The 24,403-nt window shown below is 56.0% G+C and carries 21 protein-coding genes; 13 read left to right on the forward strand and 8 right to left on the reverse strand.

All coding sequences use genetic code 11. From position 1 onward, the window contains the following. Positions 1-25: 25 nt before the first annotated feature. The gene (locus tag IMQ56_RS10855) at positions 26-1,492 is read right to left on the reverse strand and encodes a fructuronate reductase (RefSeq protein ID WP_196063820.1); all 1,467 of its coding nucleotides are present in this window, start codon (positions 1,490-1,492) and stop codon (positions 26-28) included. Positions 1,493-1,697: 205 nt separating this feature from the next. Between IMQ56_RS10855 and uxuA the strand changes: the two genes are divergently transcribed. Then, positions 1,698-2,888 (forward strand): mannonate dehydratase, encoded by a 1,191-nt coding sequence (gene uxuA / locus IMQ56_RS10860; protein WP_023295062.1) that lies wholly within the window; start codon positions 1,698-1,700, stop codon positions 2,886-2,888. A 116-nt stretch (positions 2,889-3,004) separates the two neighbouring features. Here uxuA and yeiP read toward each other — a convergent pair whose 3' ends face one another. Beyond that, positions 3,005-3,577, reverse strand: coding sequence for an elongation factor P-like protein YeiP (gene yeiP, locus IMQ56_RS10865; protein ID WP_003859355.1), 573 nt, complete (start codon positions 3,575-3,577; stop codon positions 3,005-3,007). A gap of 164 nt (positions 3,578-3,741) precedes the next feature. Here yeiP and IMQ56_RS10870 point away from each other — a divergent pair, with 164 nt between their 5' ends. Next, on the forward strand, positions 3,742-3,996 hold the full coding sequence (locus IMQ56_RS10870) for a YkgJ family cysteine cluster protein (protein ID WP_003859353.1): 255 nt from the start codon (positions 3,742-3,744) through the stop codon (positions 3,994-3,996). On the opposite strand, the gene setB is transcribed toward IMQ56_RS10870, so the two are convergent. Continuing rightward, positions 3,993-5,174 (reverse strand): sugar efflux transporter SetB, encoded by a 1,182-nt coding sequence (gene setB / locus IMQ56_RS10875; RefSeq protein ID WP_015572310.1) that lies wholly within the window; start codon positions 5,172-5,174, stop codon positions 3,993-3,995. The two genes, IMQ56_RS10870 and setB, sit on opposite strands and share 4 nt — an antisense overlap. Before the next feature lie 103 nt (positions 5,175-5,277). Next, complete coding sequence (locus tag IMQ56_RS10880; RefSeq protein ID WP_139152746.1) at positions 5,278-5,457, reverse strand: hypothetical protein; 180 nt, start codon at positions 5,455-5,457, stop codon at positions 5,278-5,280. 75 nt (positions 5,458-5,532) lie between these two features. On the opposite strand from IMQ56_RS10880, the gene fruB reads away from it, so the two are divergent. From fruB to fruA, 3 genes are read left to right on the forward strand one after another with little or no spacing between them, the layout of a single operon-like run. Next, positions 5,533-6,663 carry a fused PTS fructose transporter subunit IIA/HPr protein gene (gene fruB / locus IMQ56_RS10885; RefSeq protein WP_163313246.1) on the forward strand — a complete coding sequence of 377 codons (1,131 nt, stop codon included), beginning with the start codon at positions 5,533-5,535 and terminating at the stop codon, positions 6,661-6,663. Then, on the forward strand, positions 6,663-7,601 hold the full coding sequence (gene fruK, locus IMQ56_RS10890) for a 1-phosphofructokinase (RefSeq protein ID WP_006811313.1): 939 nt from the start codon (positions 6,663-6,665) through the stop codon (positions 7,599-7,601). The genes fruB and fruK overlap by 1 nt, the downstream gene beginning before the upstream one ends. A 16-nt stretch (positions 7,602-7,617) precedes the next feature. Then, positions 7,618-9,303 (forward strand): PTS fructose transporter subunit IIBC, encoded by a 1,686-nt coding sequence (fruA, locus tag IMQ56_RS10895; RefSeq protein ID WP_015572312.1) that lies wholly within the window; start codon positions 7,618-7,620, stop codon positions 9,301-9,303. A gap of 74 nt (positions 9,304-9,377) precedes the next feature. Here fruA and nfo read toward each other — a convergent pair whose 3' ends face one another. Further along, positions 9,378-10,235 carry a deoxyribonuclease IV gene (nfo, locus tag IMQ56_RS10900; RefSeq protein ID WP_017693043.1) on the reverse strand — a complete coding sequence of 286 codons (858 nt, stop codon included), beginning with the start codon at positions 10,233-10,235 and terminating at the stop codon, positions 9,378-9,380. A 64-nt stretch (positions 10,236-10,299) separates the two neighbouring features. Then, positions 10,300-11,346, reverse strand: a complete 1,047-nt coding sequence (locus IMQ56_RS10905; protein WP_033487350.1) for a YeiH family protein — start codon at positions 11,344-11,346, stop codon at positions 10,300-10,302. 97 nt (positions 11,347-11,443) lie between these two features. Here IMQ56_RS10905 and yieE point away from each other — a divergent pair, with 97 nt between their 5' ends. Continuing rightward, the gene (gene yieE / locus IMQ56_RS10910; RefSeq protein WP_017383387.1) at positions 11,444-12,310 is read left to right on the forward strand and encodes a DNA-binding transcriptional regulator YeiE; all 867 of its coding nucleotides are present in this window, start codon (positions 11,444-11,446) and stop codon (positions 12,308-12,310) included. Between the two features lie 180 nt (positions 12,311-12,490). Next, positions 12,491-13,960: an amino acid permease gene (locus IMQ56_RS10915; RefSeq protein ID WP_006811308.1), complete on the forward strand. Its 1,470-nt coding sequence runs from the start codon at positions 12,491-12,493 to the stop codon at positions 13,958-13,960. A 54-nt stretch (positions 13,961-14,014) separates the two neighbouring features. Here the strand turns inward: IMQ56_RS10915 and IMQ56_RS10920 are convergent, their stop codons facing one another. Further along, entirely contained in the window at positions 14,015-16,000 is a 1,986-nt protein-coding gene (locus IMQ56_RS10920; RefSeq protein ID WP_015572315.1) for a ligand-gated channel protein, read from the reverse strand. A gap of 267 nt (positions 16,001-16,267) precedes the next feature. Then, positions 16,268-17,095: an S-formylglutathione hydrolase gene (gene fghA / locus IMQ56_RS10925; protein WP_033487347.1), complete on the reverse strand. Its 828-nt coding sequence runs from the start codon at positions 17,093-17,095 to the stop codon at positions 16,268-16,270. A 137-nt stretch (positions 17,096-17,232) separates the two neighbouring features. On the opposite strand from fghA, the gene IMQ56_RS10930 reads away from it, so the two are divergent. From IMQ56_RS10930 to mglA, 6 genes are all read left to right on the forward strand, one after another. Continuing rightward, entirely contained in the window at positions 17,233-18,381 is a 1,149-nt protein-coding gene (locus IMQ56_RS10930; protein WP_196063821.1) for a YbfB/YjiJ family MFS transporter, read from the forward strand. A gap of 102 nt (positions 18,382-18,483) precedes the next feature. Continuing rightward, complete coding sequence (gene folE / locus IMQ56_RS10935; protein ID WP_015572317.1) at positions 18,484-19,152, forward strand: GTP cyclohydrolase I FolE; 669 nt, start codon at positions 18,484-18,486, stop codon at positions 19,150-19,152. An 18-nt stretch (positions 19,153-19,170) separates the two neighbouring features. Further along, positions 19,171-20,328, forward strand: coding sequence for a DUF418 domain-containing protein YeiB (gene yeiB / locus IMQ56_RS10940; RefSeq protein ID WP_015572318.1), 1,158 nt, complete (start codon positions 19,171-19,173; stop codon positions 20,326-20,328). Positions 20,329-20,483: 155 nt separating this feature from the next. Further along, positions 20,484-21,506, forward strand: a complete 1,023-nt coding sequence (gene galS / locus IMQ56_RS10945) for an HTH-type transcriptional regulator GalS (protein WP_003859324.1) — start codon at positions 20,484-20,486, stop codon at positions 21,504-21,506. A gap of 295 nt (positions 21,507-21,801) precedes the next feature. Then, positions 21,802-22,800 (forward strand): galactose/glucose ABC transporter substrate-binding protein MglB, encoded by a 999-nt coding sequence (gene mglB, locus IMQ56_RS10950; RefSeq protein ID WP_017383382.1) that lies wholly within the window; start codon positions 21,802-21,804, stop codon positions 22,798-22,800. A gap of 79 nt (positions 22,801-22,879) precedes the next feature. Then, positions 22,880-24,400 carry a galactose/methyl galactoside ABC transporter ATP-binding protein MglA gene (gene mglA / locus IMQ56_RS10955; RefSeq protein WP_003859320.1) on the forward strand — a complete coding sequence of 507 codons (1,521 nt, stop codon included), beginning with the start codon at positions 22,880-22,882 and terminating at the stop codon, positions 24,398-24,400. Positions 24,401-24,403: the final 3 nt, after the last annotated feature.

Genomic DNA, 24,403 nt, shown 5'->3' on the forward strand with positions numbered 1-24,403 from the left:
CCGTTCGCCTTAAACGCAATAATCGCTAAATTTTTAACGTTTCGATAACGGCCTGGCGCGCGCCGAGCAGGACGAGGCGCTGGTACGCGCTGGTGATTGCCTCGACAAAGACAGGGTTTTGCGGCAGGTCGTCGCCAAAGATTTCATTTAGCGTCAGCAGGGCGCTAACGCGTTCTGCGTCGCTGCTGGTAGCGACAATGGCCTGAAACTTGTCGCTCAGCGGATCGCGTACGTCAATGGCGTTGCCCTGTTCGTCCGTACCGCTGACGTAGCGCATCCAGCCCGCCACCCCCAGCGCCAGTAATGGCCAGGCGGTGTTACGCTCAAGATGCACGCGGATCCCATCCAGCATGCGCTGAGGCAGCTTCTGGCTGCCGTCCATGGCGATTTGCCATGTACGATGCTGTAGGGCCGGGTTGGCGAAGCGGTCAAGCAGGCTGTCAGCATAGGCTGTCAGATCAACGTTGGTGATGCGCAGCGTAGGGGCCTGCTCATTCAGCATCAGCCTGCGGGCCGCCTCGCGTAAACTGTCGTCCTGCATACATTCATTTATGTGCGCGTAGCCGGCAAGGTAGCCCAGATACGCGAGGAAGGAGTGACTGCCGTTCAGCATCCGCAGCTTCATCTGCTCCCAGGGCAGGACATCCTCAACCATCTGTACGCCTGCCACCTCCCACTCCGGACGCCCGGCGACAAAGTTATCTTCCACTACCCACTGAATGAACGGTTCACAGCTGATGGCGCAGGGATCTTCAACGCCAAGTTCCTGGGTGATTTCCGCGAGTGAGGCGTCGGTGGCGGCGGGCACGATTCGGTCGACCATGGTACCAGGGAAGCTCACGTGCGCCTCGATCCATGCGGCCAGCTCTGCGGAACGCTTTCCGGCCATGCCGAGAACGGCATTTTTCACCACGTGGCCGTTGTCGGGAATATTGTCGCAGGAGAGCACGGTAAACGCCGGCAGGCCCCGCTCGCGGCGGCGATGAAGCGCTTCAACCAGAATACCCGGCGCGGAATGCGGCTCAGACGGGTGCTCGAGATCGTGCAGGATGCGGCTGTTCCGCATATCCAGTTTTCCCGTCGCCGGATCGATGCAGTAGCCTTTTTCGGTAATGGTGAGGGAGACAATTGCCACCTGCGGTTCGCAGAATTTCTCAATAATGGCTGCCAGCGAGTCGAGTTTAGCGTTCAGGCACTCTTTTACCGCACCGATAATAATGGGCTGATTGCCTTCGGCACCTTTCTCCAGCACGGTAAACAGATGATCCTGCGCCCGGAGCTGGCCCATAAGGACATCGCCGCTAAAGAGGCTAATCTCACAAATTCCCCAGTCGCCTCCTTTGGCATTCAGTACCCGGTTTGTTAACAACGCCTGATGCGCCCGGTGGAACGCGCCAAAACCGAAATGGACGATGCGGGAGTGTAACTGCTCGCGATCGTAGCGGGGCTGCTGGACATGAGCAGGAAGCGCGGTGGAGGCAATAGTCTTCATGTAATACACACCTGAGTAACCATTAATTAACAATGCCAGTGTAAAGTTATATGACAACAAATTAAATTGGTAAGCCGTAAATATCCCTGTTATGTGAGTTTGATCAATCAATGCCGCGTGCTGTATTGACCACTTCGATTAAACATGTATGGTAGTCGTCATTGAAGTAACACATATTGGTATAACAACTTGAGAGGGTGGGGCAATGGAACAAACCTGGCGTTGGTACGGGCCGAACGATCCGGTTTCTCTTGATGATGTGCGTCAGGCTGGCGCAACGGGTGTGGTCACGGCGCTGCATCATATTCCGAACGGTCAGGTGTGGCCGGTGGAGGAAATCCAAAAGCGTCAGGCTCAGCTGGCAGAGAAGGGGTTAACCTGGTCTGTTGTGGAAAGTATTCCGGTTCACGAAGATATCAAAACCCACTCCGGTGAGTGTGATACCTGGATTGCGAATTATCAGCAGAGCATTCGTAACCTGGCAGCCTGTGGTATTGATACCGTCTGCTACAACTTTATGCCGATCCTGGACTGGACGCGTACCGACCTGGAATATGAAATGGCCGATGGTTCGAAGGCGCTGCGTTTCGATCAAATCGCTTTTGCGGCTTTCGAACTGCACATTCTGAAGCGTCCGGGGGCGGAAACAGACTACACCGCCGAAGAGCAGCAGCAGGCGCTGGCGTGGTTCAATGCCGCCGGTGAGTCGGACATTGAGAAGCTGGTTCGCAATATCATCGCGGGCCTGCCGGGGGCGGAAGAGGGTTATACCCTCGATCAGTTCCGCGCGCGCCTGGCGGAATATGGCGATATCGATAAAAACCAGCTGCGTGAAAACATGGCGCACTTCCTGCGCGCTATTGTGCCGGTGGCAGAAGAAGTCGGCGTGCGGCTGGCGGTTCATCCTGACGATCCACCGCGCCCTATCCTCGGCCTGCCGCGTATCGTGTCTACGATTGAAGATATGCAGTGGCTGAAAGAGACGGTGGACAGCATCTACAACGGCTTTACCATGTGTACGGGCTCGTATGGCGTGCGGGCGGATAACGATCTGGTGCGGATGATCGAAACCTTCGGCGATCGCATTCATTTCACCCACCTGCGTGCAACCTGCCGTGAAGAGAACCCGAAAACCTTCCACGAAGCAGCCCATCTTGGCGGCGACGTGAACATGGTTGCGGTGGTGGATGCCATTCTCTCTGAAGAGGTACGTCGTAAGCAGGCGGGGGATGTGCGTCCAATCCCGTTCCGTCCGGATCACGGGCACCAGATGCTGGACGATCTGCGCAAGAAAACGAATCCAGGGTATTCGGCGATTGGCCGTCTGAAAGGGATGGCGGAAGTGCGCGGTATCGAGCTGGCGCTGAAAATGACGAAGTATCCTGAACTTCTTTAAGCCTGATCGCCCGGTGGCGCTACGCTTACCGGGCCTACGAAAAACCGGCTCTGAGGCCGGTTTTTGTGTTTTTGTAGGCCGGGTAAGGCGCAGCCGCCACCCGACAAACGCCGCAATCAGTCAGCACGACCCATATAGCGTTTTTCTTCGATATGGATACGGATTTTCTCGCCCGCTGACAGGTACTCTGGCACCTGTACGACCAGACCGGTAGTCAGGGTAGCCGGTTTGTTACGCGCACTTGCAGACGCGCCTTTGATGCCCGGTGCCGTTTCAACAATTTCCAGATCAACGGTCTGCGGCAGCTCCAGCGCCAGCAGCACGCCATCCCAGGTCAGCACCTGCATGTCCGGCATCCCACCTTCAGGAATAAACAGCAGCTCTTCTTCGATCTGATCTTTGGTGAAGATATACGGGGTGTAATCTTCTTTATCCATGAACACGTATTCGTTGCCATCGATGTAGGAGAAATCAACGTAGCGACGGGTGAGGGTCACGGTATCAACGATATCGTCGCCTTTAAAACGTTCTTCCACTTTCAGGCCGGTGCGGACATCGGAGAAACGCATTTTGTACAGCGTTGCTGCGCCACGGGCGCTGGGTGCCTGAATGTCGATATCTTTCACAATCAGCAGTTTGCCGTTGTAATTCAGTACCATACCTTTCTTAATTTCGTTCGCTCTTGGCATTGCAGTAATCCTGTTTACGGGAGGTAAAAAATATCGCGCCAAATTACTCGCGCGCGGCCTTTCAGGCAAGCGGAATTCGTGGGTTTTGCTATCAATACATAAAAGGTGTTACTGTGCGCGCAATGCCCGACTGCGCGGGCATCTGCCACCAACAGAGAGCATGTATGGATTGTCGTTCCGACTGTGGCGCGTGCTGTACCGCACCGTCCATCTCAAGCCCCATTCCAGGCATGCCGGAGGGCAAGCCTGCCAATACCCGCTGCGTTCAGCTCTCTGACACTAACCTGTGCATGATCTTTGGCTCGCCCCTGCGCCCGAAGGTGTGCTCCGGGCTCCAGCCAACCGCCGAAATGTGCGGCAGTACGCGCCAGCAGGCCATCACTTATCTGCTTGAGCTGGAAGCGCTCACCGCGCCTTAAACGTCTTTGATTCGCGTCAGGCAGCTCAGCGTCAGGACGCACATCACCAGCGCAATCCAGAACACCGTATGATAGTTCCAGATTTCAGCCACAACGCCCGCCAGTGAGCCTGCAATAATCCAGCCCACGCGGGTGGTATTAGTATAAAGGGTGGTGGCAGAGCCTGCCTGACCCGGCATCAGATCCTGGAAGTAGAGCATGCCGATACCGGCCAGAATGCCGATGTAAATGGCGTTCAGCAGCTGTAAAGCCAGAAGCAGGGCTGGCGTATGAACCGTCAGCATACCGACATAAAAAAGCAGCCCGGCTACGGCGGCGACGCGCATCAAAAAGCGCTTGCCGAAGCGCTTCGCGTAATAGCCCGCAATCAACATGGTGGGGATCTCAAGCCCCGCGGCGGTTCCCATCATGATCCCGGCCAGCTTCTCCGGCAGATGCAACTCATCAATAATAAACAGCGGCATATTAATGATATAGAGGCTGTTGGTTCCCCACATTAGCGTACAGATAATGAATAACAGCAGCGCGTCGCGCCGGTTACGTCGCGGAGCTTCCAGCGTACCGGTCGCCACTTTCGGCTCTTTGCGCATGGAGGGCAGAAAGAACCAGACCATTGCGCCGCATACCACGAAGGCCACGGCTGCGCTGAGGTACATCACCGTAAAGCCAAAACCCATCGCCAGCGCGTAGGCGAGCGGGGGGCCAATCACCCAGGCCAGCGACACCTGCGCGCGCAGTATCGAGCTGAACATCACCGCTTCTCGCCCGGTGCGGTCGGCATGCTCGCGGGCAAGGGCGAACATCTGTGGGTTGGCGGTCGAGCCGAAACTGCTCAGGAAGACGCCCACAAACAGCAGAATGAAGTAGTTACGGTTCCAGGCAAACAGCAGGCAGGCAAACACCCCGAGCAGGCAGCAAAAAACGATCAGGCTTTTGCGATCGCCTTTGCGGTCTGAACGCCCGGCAAGAAACTGGCTGACGAAAATGCCGATGATGGCGCTCCCGGTGAAGAAGAAGCCAACCATCGCCGGGCGGGCGTGGACTTCGTTGGTCAGAAACAGGCTCAGCGTAGGCGTTTGTAACGCACCGGCAATACCGGTGAGAAAAGCAACGATCAAAAACGCCGTTGACGTCAAATCAAAAGGCTTTGGTGAGGCGGCAGCGGGGGTGTTATGCATGTTCAGTCTTTGCGAGTAACAGAGAGAGGCGGAGTTTACGCCGCCTGTCATGAAATAAACAGAGGGCAAAATCAAGATTGCCACAATAAATCAAAATAGCATTTCAGTTTATCGCCGTTTCGCTGAAGCGTGCTGAACCTGTTTGCTGAACATCAGCAAAAACCTCCCGACTGAAGAAGAAATGTGCTGCACTTCTAAATTCTGCAACAAGAAATGTAACTTTTCTTGCAACCTTTTGTAGAAAAGACAAGACTTCTTGAAACGTTTCAGCGCTATCTTGCATGTCCTGACGAAGCAGGCTAGCGCTTATTTTCTCAGTTAAGCTGAAACGATTCAATTTCAGCAGGAGAGGAGAATCATGTTCCAGTTATCTGTTCAGGATATTCACCCGGGCGAACAGGCCGGGAATAAAGAAGAGGCTATTCGCCAGGTCGCCGCTGCGCTCGTGCAGGCTGGCAACGTGGCTGACGGCTATGTCAACGGCATGCTGGCGCGTGAACAGCAGACCTCCACCTTCCTCGGTAACGGTATTGCAATTCCGCACGGCACCACGGACACCCGCGATCAGGTGCTGAAAACCGGCGTGCAGGTCTTCCAGTTCCCGCAGGGCGTGCTGTGGGGCGAGGGTCAGGTGGCTTACGTGGCGATTGGCATCGCGGCCAGCGGTGACGAACACCTGGGCCTGCTGCGTCAGCTGACGCACGTGCTGAGTGATGATGCCGTCGCGGAACAGCTTAAATCCGCCACCACTGCTGAAGAGCTGCGTGCCCTGCTGATGGGCGAAAAACAGAGCGAAGCGCTGAAGCTGGATAATGAAACTCTGACGCTGGGCGTCGTCGCGTCCGATTTGCTGACGCTCCAGGCGCTTAACGCGGCCCGCCTGAAAGAGGTCGGTGCGGCGGATAACACTTTTGTGACGCGCGCCATCAATGATAAGCCATTAAACCTGGGTCAGGGCATCTGGCTGAACGACAGTGCTGAAGGCAACCTGCGTAGCGCTATCGCGGTCAGCCGTGCTGCGGTTGCCTTTGAGACAGACGGCGAACACGCCGCGATGCTGGTAACGGTTGCCATGGCGGACGATCAGCCGGTTTCCGTGCTGAAGCGTCTGGGCGATCTGCTGCTGAACAATAAAGCTGAAAAACTGCTGAACGCAGACGCGGCGACGGTGCTGGCCCTGCTGACCAGCGACGATGCGCTGACGGATGAACTGCTGAGCGCAGAGTACGTGGTGCGTAACGAACACGGCCTGCATGCCCGTCCGGGCACCATGCTGGTGAATACCATTAAACAATTTGCAAGTGAGATCACCGTGACCAATCTGGACGGTTCGGGTAAACCAGCCAACGGGCGCAGCCTGATGAAAGTAGTCGCGCTGGGCGTGAAGAAAGGCCATCGTCTGCGTTTTACCGCGCAGGGTGCGGATGCTGAACAGGCGCTGAAAGCGATTGGCGACGCCATCGCGGCCGGTCTGGGGGAGGGCGCATAATGAGCAGACGTGTTGCGACCATTACGCTGAACCCGGCTTACGATCTGGTGGGTTTCTGCCCGGAAATTGAGCGTGGCGAAGTCAACCTGGTGCGGACGACCGGCCTGCATGCCGCAGGAAAAGGGATTAACGTGGCGAAGGTGCTGAAAGATCTCGGCATCGACGTCACCGTAGGCGGCTTCCTCGGTAAAGACAACCAGGATGGTTTTCAGCAGTTGTTCAGTGAACTGGGCATCGCTAACCGTTTTCAGGTTGTGCAAGGCCGTACCCGCATCAACGTTAAGCTGACCGAGAAAGACGGTGAAGTGACCGATCTGAACTTCTCCGGCTTCGAAGTGACCCCGGCTGACTGGGAGCGCTTTGTTGCCGATTCCCTGAGCTGGCTGGGCCAGTTTGACATGGTGTGCGTCAGCGGCAGTCTGCCGTCCGGCGTCAGCCCGGAAGCGTTCACCGACTGGATGACGCGCCTGCGCAGCCAGTGCCCGTGCATTATTTTCGACAGCAGCCGCGACGCGCTGGTCGCCGGTCTGAAAGCCTCGCCATGGCTGGTTAAGCCTAACCGCCGCGAACTGGAGATCTGGGCGGGCCGTAAGCTGCCAGAATTAAAGGATGTGATTGACGCTGCCCATGCGCTGCGCGAGCAGGGTATCGCTCACGTGGTGATTTCGCTGGGTGCAGAAGGTGCCCTGTGGGTGAACGCCTCCGGGGAATGGATTGCCAAACCGCCTTCAATGGAGGTGGTCAGCACCGTGGGTGCCGGGGATTCGATGGTTGGCGGCCTGATCTACGGTCTGCTGATGCGCGAATCCAGTGAACATACCTTACGTCTTGCTACCGCCGTTGCGGCCCTGGCCGTGAGCCAGAGCAATGTCGGTATTACCGATCGTACCCAGTTAGCCGCGATGATGGCGCGCGTTGACTTAAAACCTTTTAACTAACAGCAGGAGAGGAATAATGAAAACGCTGCTGATCATTGACTCCGGTCTCGGACAGGCTCGTGCCTATATGGCGAAGACCCTGCTGGGCGCGGCGGCACAAAAAGCGCATCTGGATATCATTGATAACCCGGGTGATGCTGAAATGGCGATTGTTCTGGGCGACAAAATCCCCGCTGACAGCGCCCTGAACGGCAAAAAAGTGTGGCTGGGTGATATTAATCGCGCGGTGGCACACCCTGAACTGTTTCTGAGCGAAGCAAAAGGTCATGCGACGGTTTACAGCGCACCTGTTGAGGCGGCGCCGGTTGCCGCCGCTGGGCCGAAACGCATTGTTGCGGTAACGGCCTGCCCGACAGGTGTGGCGCACACCTTTATGGCGGCTGAAGCCATTGAAACCGAAGCGAAAAAACGTGGCTGGTGGGTGAAGGTTGAAACCCGCGGCTCTGTTGGTGCGGGCAATGCCATCACGCCGGAAGAGGTGGCGGAAGCCGATCTGGTGATTGTGGCGGCGGATATCGAAGTGGATCTGGCGAAGTTTGCCGGCAAGCCGATGTACCGTACCTCTACCGGCCTGGCGCTGAAGAAGACCGCGCAGGAGTTTGATAAGGCGCTGGCGGAAGCCAAACCGTATCAGGCAACCGGTGCGGCTAAAACTGCGACCGAAGGGAAAAAAGAGTCTGCGGGCGCGTATCGTCACCTGCTGACCGGCGTGTCCTACATGCTGCCGATGGTGGTGGCGGGCGGCCTGTGTATTGCGCTCTCCTTCGCCTTTGGTATCGAGGCGTTTAAAGAGCCGGGCACACTGGCGGCCGCGTTGATGCAGATTGGCGGCGGCTCCGCGTTTGCGTTGATGGTGCCGGTGCTGGCGGGCTTTATCGCCTTCTCCATTGCTGACCGTCCGGGTCTGACGCCGGGTCTTATCGGCGGTATGCTCGCCGTGAGCACCGGTTCTGGCTTTATCGGCGGTATCATTGCCGGTTTCCTCGCCGGTTATGTGGCGAAGCTGATCAGCTCGAAGCTGAAGCTACCGCAGAGTATGGAGGCGCTGAAACCTATCCTGATCATCCCGCTGATTTCCAGCCTGGTGGTCGGTCTGGCGATGATTTACCTGATTGGTAAGCCGGTCGCGGGCATTCTGGAAGGTCTGACCCACTGGCTGCAAACCATGGGGACGGCGAACGCGGTGCTGCTGGGCGCAATCCTCGGCGGTATGATGTGTACCGACATGGGTGGTCCGGTGAACAAAGCGGCATATGCGTTTGGCGTTGGCCTGCTGAGTACCCAGACCTACGCGCCGATGGCGGCGATCATGGCGGCCGGTATGGTGCCTCCGCTGGCGCTCGGTCTGGCGACGATTATTGCCCGCCGTAAGTTCGATAAAGCGCAGCAGGAAGGCGGTAAAGCGGCGCTGGTGCTGGGCCTGTGCTTCATCACCGAAGGCGCAATCCCGTTTGCGGCACGCGATCCAATGCGTGTTCTGCCGTGCTGTATCGTGGGTGGTGCGGTGACGGGGGCTATCTCCATGGCGGTAGGTGCGAAACTGATGGCGCCGCACGGCGGTCTGTTCGTCCTGCTCATCCCTGGCGCCATCACGCCGGTGCTGGGGTATCTGCTGGCGATTGTTGCCGGTACGCTGGTGGCAGGCCTGTCTTACGCGGTGCTGAAGCGCCCGGAAGCGGAAGTGGTCGCAAAAGCAGCCTAAAAGAGGTGTCGGGTGGCGGCTTCGCCTTACCCGACCTACAAAAAAAGCCGGGTGCGTAAGCAGCCCGGCTTTTTTTATGCCGCCTGTTCAGCGGTTTGCTGCGCCTTCAGCCAGGCAATCTCTTCCGCCCAGATATCCGGGTTAATGGTTTCGAGCACCATCGGAATACCGTCGAAGCGGGCGTCCTGCATGATAAAGCGGAACGCATCATGGCCGATGTTGCCTTCGCCCAGGCTGTGGTGGCGGTCAACGCGGCTGCCGAACGCGCTTTTCGCATCGTTTAAGTGCATACCGCGAAGGTATTTAAAACCGACAATACGCTCGAACTCCTCGAAGGTATTTTTCGTGGCCTCGGTTGTGCGCAGGTCATAGCCGGCGGCAAAGGCGTGACAGGTATCGATGCACACCCCCACGCGGGATTTATCTTCCACGCCGTCGATGATCGCCGCCAGATGCTCAAACTTAAAGCCGAGGTTGCTGCCCTGACCGGCAGTATTCTCAATCACCGCCGTCACGCCCTGGGTTTTATCCAGCGTCATGTTGATGGACTCGGCGATGCGCGCCAGACAGGCGTCTTCGTCAATCTGCATCAGATGGCTGCCGGGATGGAAGTTCAGCAGCGTCAGCCCCAGCTGTTCACAGCGCTGAACCTCATCCAGGAACGCTTCGCGGGATTTTTCCAGCGCCTCGGCAACCGGGTGACCGAGGTTAATGAGGTAGCTGTCATGGGGGAGGATTTGGCCAGGCCCATAGTGGTATTTCTCACAGGCGGCTTTGAAATCATCAATCACTTCAGCAGTGAGCGCTGCGGCGCGCCACTGGCGCTGGTTTTTGGTGAACAGGGCGAAAGCGGTCGCCTCGATTTCGGCGGCGCGAATGGCGGCATTCGCAAGGCCACCGGCAGCGCTGACGTGCGCTCCAACATATTTCATAAAAAGACTCCTGTTAACCCGAAATGCCTATGATAGCGGGTTAACAGGAGAAGGACGAGATGGTTTATGCCAACAGGCTGTGTACCGCAAGGTTAATCGCACCACCGCCAACGATTAGCCAGATGAACAGCACCAGCGCCATCAGCAGCGGTTTCGCGCCGGCTTTTTTCAGCGCGCTGACGTGTGTGGTGACGCCCAGCGCCGCCATCGCCATCGCCAGCAGGACCGTATCCAGCGTCACCAGCATATCCACCATCGCTTTTGGCAGCAGGTGGAAAGAGTTGAAGACAGCGACCACGATGAACAGGATCGCAAACCACGGAATGGTGATTTTGCTTTTCTCGCTGCCGCCTGCCGGAGCAAGCTGTTTAACCCGCGCCGCGAGGAAAATCAGGAACGGGGCCAGCATCATCACGCGCAGCATTTTGGCGATGACCGCCGCGTTTTCCGCTTCCGGGTTAATGGCGTGACCTGCCGCCACCACCTGCGCCACTTCGTGCATGGTTGAGCCGATATAAATGCCGTAGGTTTCCGGACTAAACCAGTGCGCCACCAGCGGATACATGGCCGGATACAGGAAGATCGCCAGCGTACCGAAGATAACTACCGTCGCGACGGCAACCGTGACTTTACTGGCTTCGGCTTTAACGACGGGTTCTGTTGCCAGTACCGCCGCCGCGCCGCAGATGCTGCTACCCGCACCGATCAGCCAGCTGGTCTGTTTGTCCAGCCCAAAGATCTTCTGGCCGATAAAGCACGCCAGTAAAAAGGTGCTCGAAAGGGTCAGGACGTCAATGGCAATCCCGCTGACACCGACATCCGCAATCTGCGAAAAGGTGAGACGGAAGCCATAAAGGATGATCCCGAGACGTAATAAATGCTGCTTGGCGAAAAGCACGCCGCCGTCGCAGGATTTCCAGATGTGTGGATAAACGGTGTTCCCGACCACCATGCCGAGCAGAATGGCCAGCGTCAGGGCGCTGAACCCTGCGCCGGCAACCGCCGGTATACTCCCGCCCCATAAAGCCACGCCGGTCACCACGGCGCTGAGCGCGAGACCCGGCACGAAGTGCCACACTGTACGATGATGTTGTAAGGTGATTTCTGACATAACCTTCTCCTTTGTCTGGCTAAAGGTTACGGCGCTCTGGCTTAAAAATAAAATTGATTATATATTTATAATCAATCTTTATAAGTGGTAAGCAACCATGCACATTACATTGCGTCAGCTGGAAGTTTTTGCCGAGGTGCTGAAAAGCGGCTCGACAACCCAGGCGTCACAAATGCTGGCGCTCTCGCAGTCCGCCGTTAGCGCGGCCTTGACCGATCTTGAAGGGCAACTGGGCGTTCAGCTTTTCGACAGGGTAGGAAAGCGGCTGGTGGTGAACGAACATGGCCGCCTGCTGTACCCGCGTGCCCTGGCCTTGCTGGAGCAGGCAACGGAGATCGAACAGCTGTTCCGCGAGGACAACGGCGCTATTCGCGTCTACGCCAGCAGCACGATCGGTAACTATATCCTGCCGGAAGTGATTGCCCGCTACCGCCGGGATTTTCCGACCCTGCCGCTGGAAATGAGCGTCGGCAACAGCCAGGACGTGATCAACGCGGTGATCGATTTCCGCGTGGACATCGGGCTTATCGAAGGGCCGTGCCACAACGTGGATATCATTGCGGAACCCTGGCTGGAGGATGAACTGGTGGTGTTTGCCTCCCCGGCCTCTTCTTTACTCCAGGGCGAGGTGACGCTGGAGCGTCTGGCGCAGGCGCAGTGGATCCTGCGAGAGCAGGGCTCCGGCACGCGTGAGATTGTCGATTATCTGCTGCTGTCCCATCTGCCGCAGTTCCAGTTAGGGATGGAGTTAGGTAACTCCGAGGCGATTAAGCATGCGGTGCGTCATGGCCTGGGCATTAGCTGTCTTTCCCGACGGGTGATTGCCGAACAGCTGGAAACCGGCTCTCTGGTTGAGATCCCCGTTCCGCTGCCGAAGCTGGTGCGCACGCTGTGGTGCATCCATCATCGTCAGAAACACCTTTCCAGCTCGCTCCAGCGTTTTCTGCGCTACTGCGCCATTTAACGTTCCCCGGTGGCGCTTCGCTTACCGGGGCTATGTGCGCTTATCACCCCACATTTTTATGCTTTACTTATAATCCTGGCCGAGTCATGAAGCTCTCTTATAACTGAGCATTTCTGCCGGAAGCAACGCAGATCGTCTGCTACAATCGCGCCTCATTTATTGAATGGACAGCATTTTCACATGGTTTCAGAAACTAAAACCACAGAAGCGCCCGCGCTACGTCGCGCACTTAAGGCGCGTCACCTGACGATGATCGCCATTGGCGGCTCCATCGGTACGGGTCTTTTCGTTGCCTCTGGCGCAACAATTTCGGCAGCCGGCCCGGGTGGGGCATTATTCTCTTATATCCTGATTGGCCTGATGGTCTACTTCCTGATGACCAGCCTGGGTGAACTGGCGGCATACATGCCGGTGTCTGGTTCGTTTTCGACCTACGGACAAAAATACGTTGAGGAAGGCTTCGGCTTCGCGCTGGGCTGGAACTACTGGTACAACTGGGCGGTGACCATCGCCGTTGACCTCGTCGCCGCACAGCTGGTGATGACCTGGTGGTTCCCGGACACGCCAGGCTGGATCTGGAGCGCCCTGTTCCTGGCGGTCATCTTCCTGCTGAACTACATCTCCGTGCGCGGCTTTGGCGAAGCGGAATACTGGTTCTCTTTGATTAAAGTGGCAACCGTCATCATCTTTATCGTCGTCGGTGTGGCGATGATCGTTGGTATTTTCAAAGGGGCTGAACCGGCGGGCTGGAGTAACTGGACTATAGGCGATGCGCCGTTTGCCGGGGGCTTCTCGGCGATGATTGGCGTGGCGATGATTGTCGGCTTCTCCTTCCAGGGTACCGAGCTGATTGGTATCGCGGCCGGTGAATCCGAAAACCCGGAGAAGAACATTCCGCGCGCGGTGCGTCAGGTGTTCTGGCGTATCCTGCTGTTCTATGTGTTCGCGATCCTGATTATCAGCCTGATTATTCCGTATACCGACCCAAGCCTGCTGCGTAACGATGTGAAAGACATCAGCGTCAGCCCGTTCACGCTGGTCTTCCAGCACGCGGGTCTGCTCTCTGCCGCGGCGGTGATGAACGCGGTGATCCTGACGGCGGTACTGTCTGCGGGTAACTCCGGGATGTACGCCTCCACCCGCATGCTCTACACCCTGGCCTGCGACGGTAAAGCGCCGCGTATTTTCTCGAAACTGTCTCGCGGTGGCGTGCCGCGCAACGCGCTGTATGCGACCACGGTGATTGCGGGTCTCTGTTTCCTGACCTCCATGTTCGGCAATCAGACGGTCTACCTGTGGCTGCTTAACACCTCTGGTATGACGGGCTTCATTGCCTGGCTGGGCATTGCCATCAGCCACTACCGTTTCCGTCGCGGGTACGTCAAGCAGGGGCATGATCTGAATAATCTGCCGTACCGGTCAGGGTTCTTCCCGCTGGGGCCGATCTTCGCCTTCGTTCTGTGCCTGATTATTACCCTGGGTCAGAACTATGAGGCCTTCCTTGCGGACACCATTGACTGGGGCGCCGTCACGGCCACCTATATTGGCATTCCGCTGTTCCTGATCATCTGGTTTGGCTACAAACTGACGAAAGGAACACGCTTCGTTCGCTACAGTGAAATGGATTTCCCGGAACGATTTAAACAATAACCGCACTTCCTCTTTTTTAGCCCGCTCAGTTGAGCGGGCTTTTTTATGGGCAGATCAGAAGCTGTAGGTCATGCCGACGGTATAGCGACGGCCATCCAGCACGGTGTCATACGTATCGTAATCAATCTGCTTATCGAGCACGTTATACACACCGGCAGTAACCAGCAGGTTTTTGTTGGCGTTGTAGCGCATACCGACATCAACCTGAGTGTAGGACGGCGTACCCTGGGACATTGACGTGCGGCTCAGGTACTCAGACGTTTTACCGCGCAGGTTCAGACGGCTCCAGAATCCGACATCTGGCGTCGCCTGCCAGTCCAGGGTAGTGTTGAACATGTGTTTCGGCATTTTGTTCAGTGGCTTGCCGGAGAACTGGCCGCTCTTCTGCTCGGACTCCGTATAGGTGTAGTTTGCAGTCCAGTTCACATCGCGCGTGATTTTCCACCCGAAGGAGGACTCCACACCGCGCATGTTGGCTTTGTCCACGTTGACGCGATCGCTGACGAAATCATAGCTGTGATCGCCAATCGTACAGGCGGGATCGGCGCTGCTGTTACAGCGGCGAACTTCCGTAATCTTGTCCTTGAAGTCGGTATTAAACAGCGTTACGCCGGCATTCAGGTTATCGTTGTTATCCCAGAGCAGGGCGAGCTCTTCGCTCAGACTCTTCTCTGGTTTCAGATCCGGGTTGCCAACGATGATACCGTCAAGACGGCCGCCACCCGTTACCTGGCCCCAGCTGGCAGACGACTGACGCAGATCCGGCGCACGATAGCCAGCCGAAACCCCGCCTTTTAACGTCCACTGATCGGCCAGGTGCCATACGCCGTAACCGCGCGGCGTCCAGTTAGTACCGTAGTTTTGGTCTTTGTCCATACGCAGGCCGCCGGTCAACGTAAAGCTTTCCGTCATTGCCCATTCATCTTCGGCAAACAGGGCCCAGCTCCAGCGCGTCAGTTTGTTCAGGCCGTCAGCAGCTTCCAGCTGATTACCCTTGTCGCGCAGTTTCTCATAACGATACTGCCCGCCGAGGGTCAATGTATGATCGCCGAGGAAAATTTGGTTCTGGTTGTTGAAGGTGGTGTTATAGGAGCGCATTTTGCGACCTGGATTATTGGTCTCTTCCTGCTGGATATAGCTGGTGGTATTGAAGTCGTCGTAATACCCGCTGTGCGTTAAGGAGTAGGTCGTGTGCTCATAGCGCGAGTCGCTTTTGGTATTTGGCGTACAGGTTGTTCCCCGGCAGGTTTCAGCCGCTTTCGACATCCCCGGGGTGCTGTTTCTGTCCTGAAGCTCGCGAGCAAAGTCGAGGTCGAAATCGTTCTTCTCGTCCGGCGTGAAGTTCAGCGTAATGCCACCGTTACGCATTTTCTGCTCGTTATAGCCGTTCACGATTTTATCTTCTGCGCGGCGTGACAACAGCCCCGTCACTTTTGCGCCCAGCAGTCCGTCGATCAGGGGACCAGAAGCGTAGGCGTTGGTCTGGAAGATATCGCCGGAATCATTGTTTTCCTGGAAGGTCGCATCGCCATGCAACGAACCGGTCCAGGCTTTAGTGTTCGAGACTTTTTTGGTAATGACGTTAATTACGCCACCCATAGCATCGGAGCCGTAAAGCGAGGACATCGGGCCGCGGATGACCTCGATGCGCTCAATGGACTCCAGCGGCGGCAGCCAGCCTTGTTCAATACCCGAGTTGTCGCTGTTGGGGCGGGTGCTTCGCGTACTGACGCGTTTGCCGTTCACCAGGAACAGGGTGTACTGAGAGGCCATGCCGCGAATACTGATATCACTGCTGCTCCCGCCGCCAGTGACAACAACGCCCGGGACGTCTCTCAGGGCATCGGTAACATCACGGTAGGCTTTATCTTCAATCTGCTGTTTTGAAATCACAGAGATGGAGGCGGGGGCATTCTGGATCTTTTGTTCAAAACCCGTCGCGGTGACGACAACGGTGTCCTGATCGGCTGCGTGAACGAAGGGGGAACATGTGGCAGCGCCAATGGCGACGGCCAGGAGCTTAATGCGCGGTATTGTCATTTGTACATTCCGTATAAAAATGAATAAAACTCCATCGGGATAACCCTGAGAACTGTATGTTTTTGTCTTGTAAGAACTCTTTGAGATGGAGAAGAGCCTGGAATTGTACAAAAGAATGTAGAATTGTAAACACAAATGATAATTGAAATCATTTGTGTTTGGGCGTCGGCGACAGAAATCAGGCTGGATTCAAGCGGATAGAAGTATGTAAAGAGGGGGAGGGGAAGACCCGGTAGGCAGGAGGCGCTACCGGGCAAAAGGCGGAACTTACCTGAACAGATGCTCCGCATGGAAGCGGAGATGATCCTCAATAAAGGACGCCATGAAGTAATAGCTGTGGTCGTATCCCGGCTGAATGCGCAGCGTTAGCGGCCAGTCCTTCTGGCGCGCGGCTTCCGCCAGCACCGCAGGCTGTAGTTGTCCGGCGAGGAACTGATCCGCATCGCCCTGATCGATAAGCATCGGGATCGCATTCACCGAATCGCTCGCCAGCATCAACGCGCAGCTGTCCCATTCCTGCCATTTTTCTGCTTCTTCACCCAGATAGTGCGTAAAGGCTTTTTGCCCCCACGGCACCTGCGTTGGGTTCACAATCGGCGCAAATGCGGACACGCTGGTGTATTTCCCCGGATTTTTCAGCGCCATTATCAGCGCCCCGTGGCCCCCCATCGAATGTCCGCTTATCGCGCAGCGCTCGCTGACCGCGAACTGAGAGTGCACCAGGGCAGGCAGTTCATCGCGAATGTAGTCATACATGCGGTAATGGCTCGCCCACGGTTGTTCCGTGGCGTTGAGATAGAACCCGGCGCCTTTACCCAAATCGTATCCGGCATCGTCGGCCACGTCATCGCCACGCGGGCTGGTATCTGGCATCACCAGCGCAATGCCCAGTTCGGCGGCAATACGCTGGGCACCCGCTTTGGTGGTGAAGTTTTCGTCGTTGCAGGTCAGGCCTGAAAGCCAGTACAGCACCGGTGGATTGTCCGCAGGGGGCAGGAAAATGCTGAACGTCATAGCACAATTCAGCGTGGTGGAGTCGTGCCGCCAGCGCTGCTGTCGACCTTCAAAACAACGATGCTCTTCGAGCAGTTCCATGCAGGGCTCCTTAAAGGTAAGACGATTCATAAAACGCATAATACAGAGTTTTCATTGACCTGTGAGCAACTTTCACTTTCGCAGGACGGCGAGATGTTGCATCATAAATTTACTTTTCTTTAACAATTGGAGCGATCATGGCGCTGCGTATCGCGCTCAGCGGATTTGTGGTTCTGGTCGTGGCGATGGGGATAGGGCGCTTCGCCTTCACGCCTCAGGTGCCGCTGATGATAGCCGCCGGGCAACTCACGCTTACCAGCGCGGGGCTGGTGGCGGCAATGAACTATCTGGGCTATCTGGTGGGGGCATGGGATGCCATGCGCGCCCATCGCTTCGTTGAAACGCGTCTCTGGCTTGGCATCACCGGTGCGGTGGCGCTAACGCTGCTCTCCGCGGCGGCAGATAATGCCGTTGTTCACGGTCTGCTGCGCTTTGTGATCGGCTGCATGAGCGGCTGGTCGATGGTGCTGATTGCCGCCTGGACCAACGAGCGGCTGGGGCAGCTGGGCAAACCGGGACTCAGTGCGGCCGTCTTTGCCGGACCCGGGGCCGGCATCGCCCTGAGCGGCCTGCTGGCGGTCTATATTCAGGCGAAATCCTTGTCCGCCGGGGCGGCATGGCAAATCTACGGTGTACTGGCGCTGGTGCTGATTGTGCTGGTGGCGCGCCACCTGCCACGGTCCGGGCAGCTCCATCGGCCCGGTACCGCGCCTGAACCGCTGCTGCTGACCGCAGATCTCAAGCGTCTGGTCTGGAGCTACAGCCTGGCAGGGTTCGGCTATATCCTCCCGGCGACCTTTTTATCGCAAATGGCGGCGGTGCGTTTTCCTGGCAGCCTGTTTGCCCAGTTTGTCTGGCCGATATTTGGCGCCGCCTCGGTGGTGGGAATTGCGCTCAGCATTGCCCTGCGGCATACATCAAGCGCTAACCGCAGGCTGGCGATTGTTCTGTGGTTACAGGGGATTGGCGTGCTGGCGGCCTGGCTGCTGCCGGGCATAGGCGGCTTGCTGACGGGTGGGCTGCTGGTGGGCGGCGGGTTCCTCTGCGCCGTGCAGCTCTCTCTTTTGTACGGTCGCGAGCTGGCACCAGACCACACGCGTTATATGGCGGGACTGCTCACCACCGGGTATGCCATTGGTCAGCTGGTGGGTCCGGTCACGTCGGCACTGTCGACCTGGCTCACGCATCGGCTGGAACCTGCGCTGGGGCTGGCGGGGATCGCGCTGTTCGTTGGCGGAGCGTTAGTCTGGAACCGTCAGGCTGAAAGGCAACAGCAATTGCAATAATTATCGTCGTGAATACTGGATTATGTGCGTCGCCTCACGCACAATGAGCGCACACTTTTGCCACAACGAGGGCAAAAGACGCCACACCTGCAGGAGAAAAGAATGTCATCACTCAGTAAAGAAGCAGCCCTTGTCCATGAAGCGCTGGTTGCGCGCGGTCTTGAAACGCCACTGCGCCCGCCCGTGCAGGAGCTGGACAATGATACCCGCAAGAGTCTGATCGCCGGCCATATGACGGAGATCATGCAACTGCTGAATCTCGATCTGAGCGACGACAGCCTGATGGAGACGCCGCACCGCATCGCGAAGATGTACGTCGACGAAATTTTCTCCGGCCTGGATTACGCGAACTTCCCGAAAATCACCGTCATTGAAAATAAGATGAAGGTCGATGAGATGGTGACGGTACGCGATATCACGCTGACCAGCACCTGCGAGCATCACTTTGTGACCATCGATGGTAAAGCGACGGTGGCCTATATTCCAAAAGATACGGTCATTGGCCTGTCCAAGATCAACCGCATCGTGCAGTTCTTTGCCCAGCGTCCGCAGGTGCAGGAGCGTCTGACGCAGCAGATCCTGACCGCACTGCAAACTCTGTTGGGTACTAACAACGTGGCGGTGTCTATCGACGCGGTGCACTACTGCGTGAAAGCGCGCGGCGTGCGTGATGCAACCAGCGCAACCACCACCACTTCGCTGGGCGGCCTGTTCAAATCGAGCCAGAACACCCGCCAGGAGTTCCTGCGCGCCGTGCGTCACCACAACTAATCAGACAGGGCAGGGACCATGGAGCGAAACGTCACGCTCGATTTTGTTCGCGGCGTCGCCATTCTCGGTATCCTGCTGCTGAATATCAGCGCCTTCGGTCTGCCGAAGGCCGCCTATCTGAATCCTGCGTGGTATGGCGACATCACGCGCAGCGACGCCTGGACGTGGGCAATCCTCGATCTCTTTGCACAGGTTAAATTCCTGACCCTCTTTGCGCTTCTGTTTGGCGCGGGACTTCAGCTTCTCCTTAAACGCGGTACGCGCTGGATCCAGTCGCGTTTAACGCTGCTGGTTATCCTCGGTTTTATTCACGGGCTGCTGTTCTGGGACGGCGATATTCTGCTCGCGTATGGTCTGGTGGGGCTGATTTGCTGGCGGCTGATCCGCGACGCGCCCGGTGTGAAAAGCCTGTTTAATACCGGCGTGATGCTCTATGTCATGGGACTGGCCGTGTTATTGCTGCTTGGCATGATTGCCGATGCTTCCACCAGTCGTTCATGGATCCCGGATGCGGCCAACCTGCAATATGAGCAGTTCTGGAAGCTGAAAGGCGGCATGGAAGCGATAGGCAACCGGGCCGATATGCTCGGCGATAATCTGCTGGCGCTGGGCGCGCAATACGGCTGGCAGCTGGCGGGGATGATGCTGATGGGCGCAGCCCTGATGCGCACCGGCTGGCTGAAAGGGGAATTTAGCCTGCGACACTATCGTCGTACGGGAGCAGGGCTGGTGCTGCTCGGCGTGATCATCAACCTCCCGGCGGTGATGATGCAGTGGCATCTTCAGTGGGATTACCGCTGGTGTGCGTTCCTGTTGCAGGTGCCGCGCGAACTGAGCGCGCCGTTCCAGACTATTGGCTATGCGGCGCTGATCTACGGCTTCTGGCCCCAGCTTTCCCGCCTGTGGATCGTCAGTGCGGTGGCCTGTGTTGGACGGATGGCGTTAAGCAATTACATCCTGCAAACGCTGATATGCACCACGCTTTTCTACCGATTCGGCCTGTTTATGAAATTCGACCGCCTGACGCTGCTGGCGTTTGTTATTCCGGTCTGGATTGTTAACGTGGTGTTTTCGGTTGTCTGGCTGCGTTTTTTCCGCCAGGGCCCGCTGGAATGGGCATGGCGACGGTTAACCGCCCGTGCTTCGGGCGTGTCATTGCGTAATACATCCAGATAACGATCTGGATCACAATCATTAACAAAACGGATGTAAGCGTTTTCATCTGTGTGAGCTTCTTCACGTAGTCTCCTCTCTCTCGCTGCCAGAATAGCCACCTTGCTAAACACAGGGGGTGTCTGTGAGTTGCTGCAATCCTTTAAAGGGTGGTGAATATGATCACCATTCGTGACGTCGCCCGCCAGGCGGGTGTTTCTGTTGCTACTGTCTCCCGCGTGCTGAACAACAGTGCGCTGGTCAGCCCTGAAACGCGTGAAACCGTAATGAAAGCCGTGACCCAGCTGGGGTACCGGCCAAACGCTAATGCCCAGGCGCTGGCGACGCAGGTCAGCGATACCATTGGCGTAGTGGTGATGGACGTGTCGGACGCCTTCTTCGGCGCGCTGGTCAAAGCGGTGGACGTCGTTGCCCAGCAGCACCAGAAATATGTGCTGATTGGCAACAGCTATCACGAGGCTGAAAAAGAGCGTTATGCCATTGAGGTACTGATCCGCCAGCGCTGTAACGCCCTGATTGTGCACTCTAAAGCCCTGAGCGATGAAGAGCTGGCCGGGTTTATGGAGCAGATCCCCGGCATGGTGCTGATCAACCGTATCGTCCCCGGCTACGCGCACCGCTGCGTCGGTCTGGATAACATCAGCGGCGCGATGATGGCGACGCGGATGCTCATCAGCAACGGCCATCAGCGCATTGGTTATCTGGCCTCCAGCCACGGTATTGAAGACGACATGATGCGCCGCGAGGGCTGGCAAAACGCCCTGAAAGAGCAGGGCATTGCGCCGCTGGAAAGCTGGGTAGGTACCGGTTCGCCGGACATGCAGGGCGGTGAAGCGGCAATGGTGGAACTGCTGGGGCGTAATCTTCAGCTGACGGCCGTGTTTGCCTATAACGACAGCATGGCGGCAGGTGCGCTTACCGCGCTGAAAGACAACGGCATTGCGGTGCCACAGCATTTATCGCTGATCGGCTTTGACGATATCCCGATTGCCCGTTACACCGATCCGCAGCTGACAACGGTGCGTTACCCCATTGCGTCGATGGCGAAACTGGCGACAGAGCTGGCGTTACAGGGGGCGGCAGGGCTGTTAGATCCTGACGCAACGCATTGTTTTATGCCGACTTTAGTACGCCGCCATTCGGTCGCTATCCGACAAACTGTGGCTCCGATCACTAACTGATAACATCACGTGATGTAACCGTTTTCAATCTGTGAGTAAATTCACAGTATCTTAACAAGCCGCTGTCTATGATGTCAGCGTTTTAGGGGCTGAAACACAATGTAACGGTGATTATTCACTTTTACCGTTACCAGCATGCCTCAAACAACGAATAAAACGCATTTCTGGAGCGTTACCGAACACGGAAGCTGGACATTTTATAAGTGAACTTCGGCGATCAGTAACGTTTTATTAACTTCTGCCCGCCGACCGTTTTTCACAAGAACTACCCTGCATAAAAAAAACCGGAGATACCATGAATAAGAAGGTGTTGACTCTGTCTGCTGTCATGGCAAGCATGCTTTTTGGCGCAGCAGCACACGCAGCGGATACCCGTATTGGCGTGACTATCTATAAATACGACGACAACTTCATGTCCGTTGTGCGTAAAGCAATTGAAAAAGATGCTAAATCAGCGCCAGACGTGCAGCTGCTGATGAATGACTCCCAGAATGACCAGTCCAAACAGAACGATCAGATTGACGTTCTTCTGGCAAAAGGCGTGAAAGCGCTGGCTATTAACCTGGTTGACCCGGCGGCGGCAGGCACGGTGATCGAGAAAGCGCGCGGCCAGAACGTGCCAATTGTCTTCTTCAACAAAGAACCTTCCCGTAAGGCGCTGGACAGCTACGACAAAGCGTATTACGTGGGTACCGACTCCAAAGAGTCCGGGATTATCCAGGGCGATCTGATTGCGAAACACTGGGCGGCGAACCCGAACTGGGATCTGAACAAAGATGGTCAGATTCAGTTCGTTCTGCTGAAAGGTGAACCGGGCCATCCGGATGCTGAAGCACGTACCACCTACGTTATTAAAGAGCTGAACGACAAGGGCCTGAAAACCCAGCAGCTGGCGTTAGACACCGCAATGTGGGACACCGCTCAGGCGAAAGATAAGATGGACGCGTGGCTCTCTGGTCCGAACGCCAACAAAATTGAAGTGGTCATCGCCAACAACGATGCGATGGCAATGGGTGCCGTTGAAGCCCTGAAAGCCCACAACAAGTCCGCCATTCCTGTGTTCGGTGTGGATGCCCTGCCAGAAGCGCTGGCGCTGGTGAAATCTGGCGCTATGGCCGGTACCGTGCTGAACGATGCCAACAACCAGGCGAAAGCCACCTTCGATCTGGCGAAAAACCTGGCCGACGGTAAAGGCGCCGCTGACGGGACTAACTGGAAAATTGACAACAAAATCGTTCGCGTTCCTTACGTGGGCGTAGACCAGTCCAACCTGGCTGAGTTTATCGGTAAATAAGTTATCTGCATTGTCTTCACTGGGCGCAATTCGTTGCGCCCTTTTATAACGCGATATGCGAGGCCAACAAGGTATAATTATGGTCAGCACAACTACTCAGTCGTCCGGTGAATACTTGTTGGAAATGACCGGTGTCAACAAGTCATTCCCCGGTGTTAAGGCGCTCGATAATGTTAATTTAAAAGTTCGTCCACACTCTATTCATGCGTTAATGGGTGAAAACGGTGCGGGTAAATCAACATTATTAAAATGCCTCTTTGGGATCTATCAAAAAGATTCTGGCAGCATTCTTTTTCAGGGAAAAGAGATCGACTTCCATTCAGCGAAAGAAGCGCTGGAGAACGGTATCTCGATGGTACACCAGGAATTAAACCTGGTTCTGCAACGTTCAGTTATGGATAATATGTGGTTGGGTCGTTATCCAACCAAAGGTGTCTTTGTCGATCAGGATAAAATGTATCGCGACACCAAAGCCATTTTTGATGAGCTGGATATTGATATCGACCCGCGCGCACGCGTCGGGACATTATCCGTTTCCCAGATGCAGATGATCGAAATTGCCAAAGCGTTCTCCTATGATGCGAAAATCGTGATCATGGATGAACCGACATCGTCATTAACGGAAAAAGAGGTTAACCACCTTTTTACCATTATTCGTAAGCTGAAAGATCGCGGCTGCGGCATTGTCTATATCTCACATAAAATGGAAGAGATCTTCCAGCTGTGCGATGAAATCACCATCCTGCGCGACGGCCAGTGGATCGCCACCCAGCCGCTGGAAGGGCTGGATATGGACAAGATCATCGCCATGATGGTTGGCCGTTCTCTGAACCAGCGTTTCCCGGATAAAGAAAACAAGCCAGGCGAAGTGATTCTGGAGGTGCGTAACCTGACCTCGCTGCGTCAGCCGTCTATCCGCGATGTCTCTTTCGATCTGCACAAGGGGGAGATCCTTGGCATCGCAGGGCTGGTGGGCGCCAAGCGCACCGATATCGTGGAAACCCTGTTTGGTATCCGTGAGAAAGCCGAAGGCACCATTACGCTGCACGGTAAGAAGATCAACAACCACAACGCCAACGAAGCCATTAATAATGGCTTTGCGCTGGTGACGGAAGAGCGTCGTTCCACCGGTATTTACGCTTATCTGGATATTAACTTTAACTCGTTAATTTCTAATATTCGCAATTACAAAAATAAAGTCGGGCTGCTGGATAATTCCCGCATGAAGAGCGATACCCAGTGGGTGATTGACTCCATGCGCGTGAAAACGCCGGGCCACCGCACGCAAATTGGCTCACTCTCGGGAGGGAACCAGCAGAAAGTCATTATTGGTCGCTGGCTATTAACCCAGCCTGAAATTCTGATGCTGGATGAACCTACGCGCGGTATCGACGTGGGTGCAAAATTTGAGATATACCAGCTGATCGCCGAGCTGGCGAAAAAAGATAAAGGGATCATTATTATTTCTTCCGAAATGCCGGAATTGTTAGGGATCACAGACCGTATTCTGGTTATGAGCAATGGTCTCGTTGCCGGTATTGTTGAAACCAAAACGACAACGCAAAACGAAATTTTGCGTCTTGCGTCTTTGCACCTTTAAGAT

Source organism: Enterobacter sp. Res13-Sevr-PEC09-46 (genome assembly GCF_015672585.1).
In the GTDB taxonomy this organism is placed as follows: Bacteria; Pseudomonadota; Gammaproteobacteria; order Enterobacterales; family Enterobacteriaceae; genus Enterobacter; species Enterobacter hormaechei_C.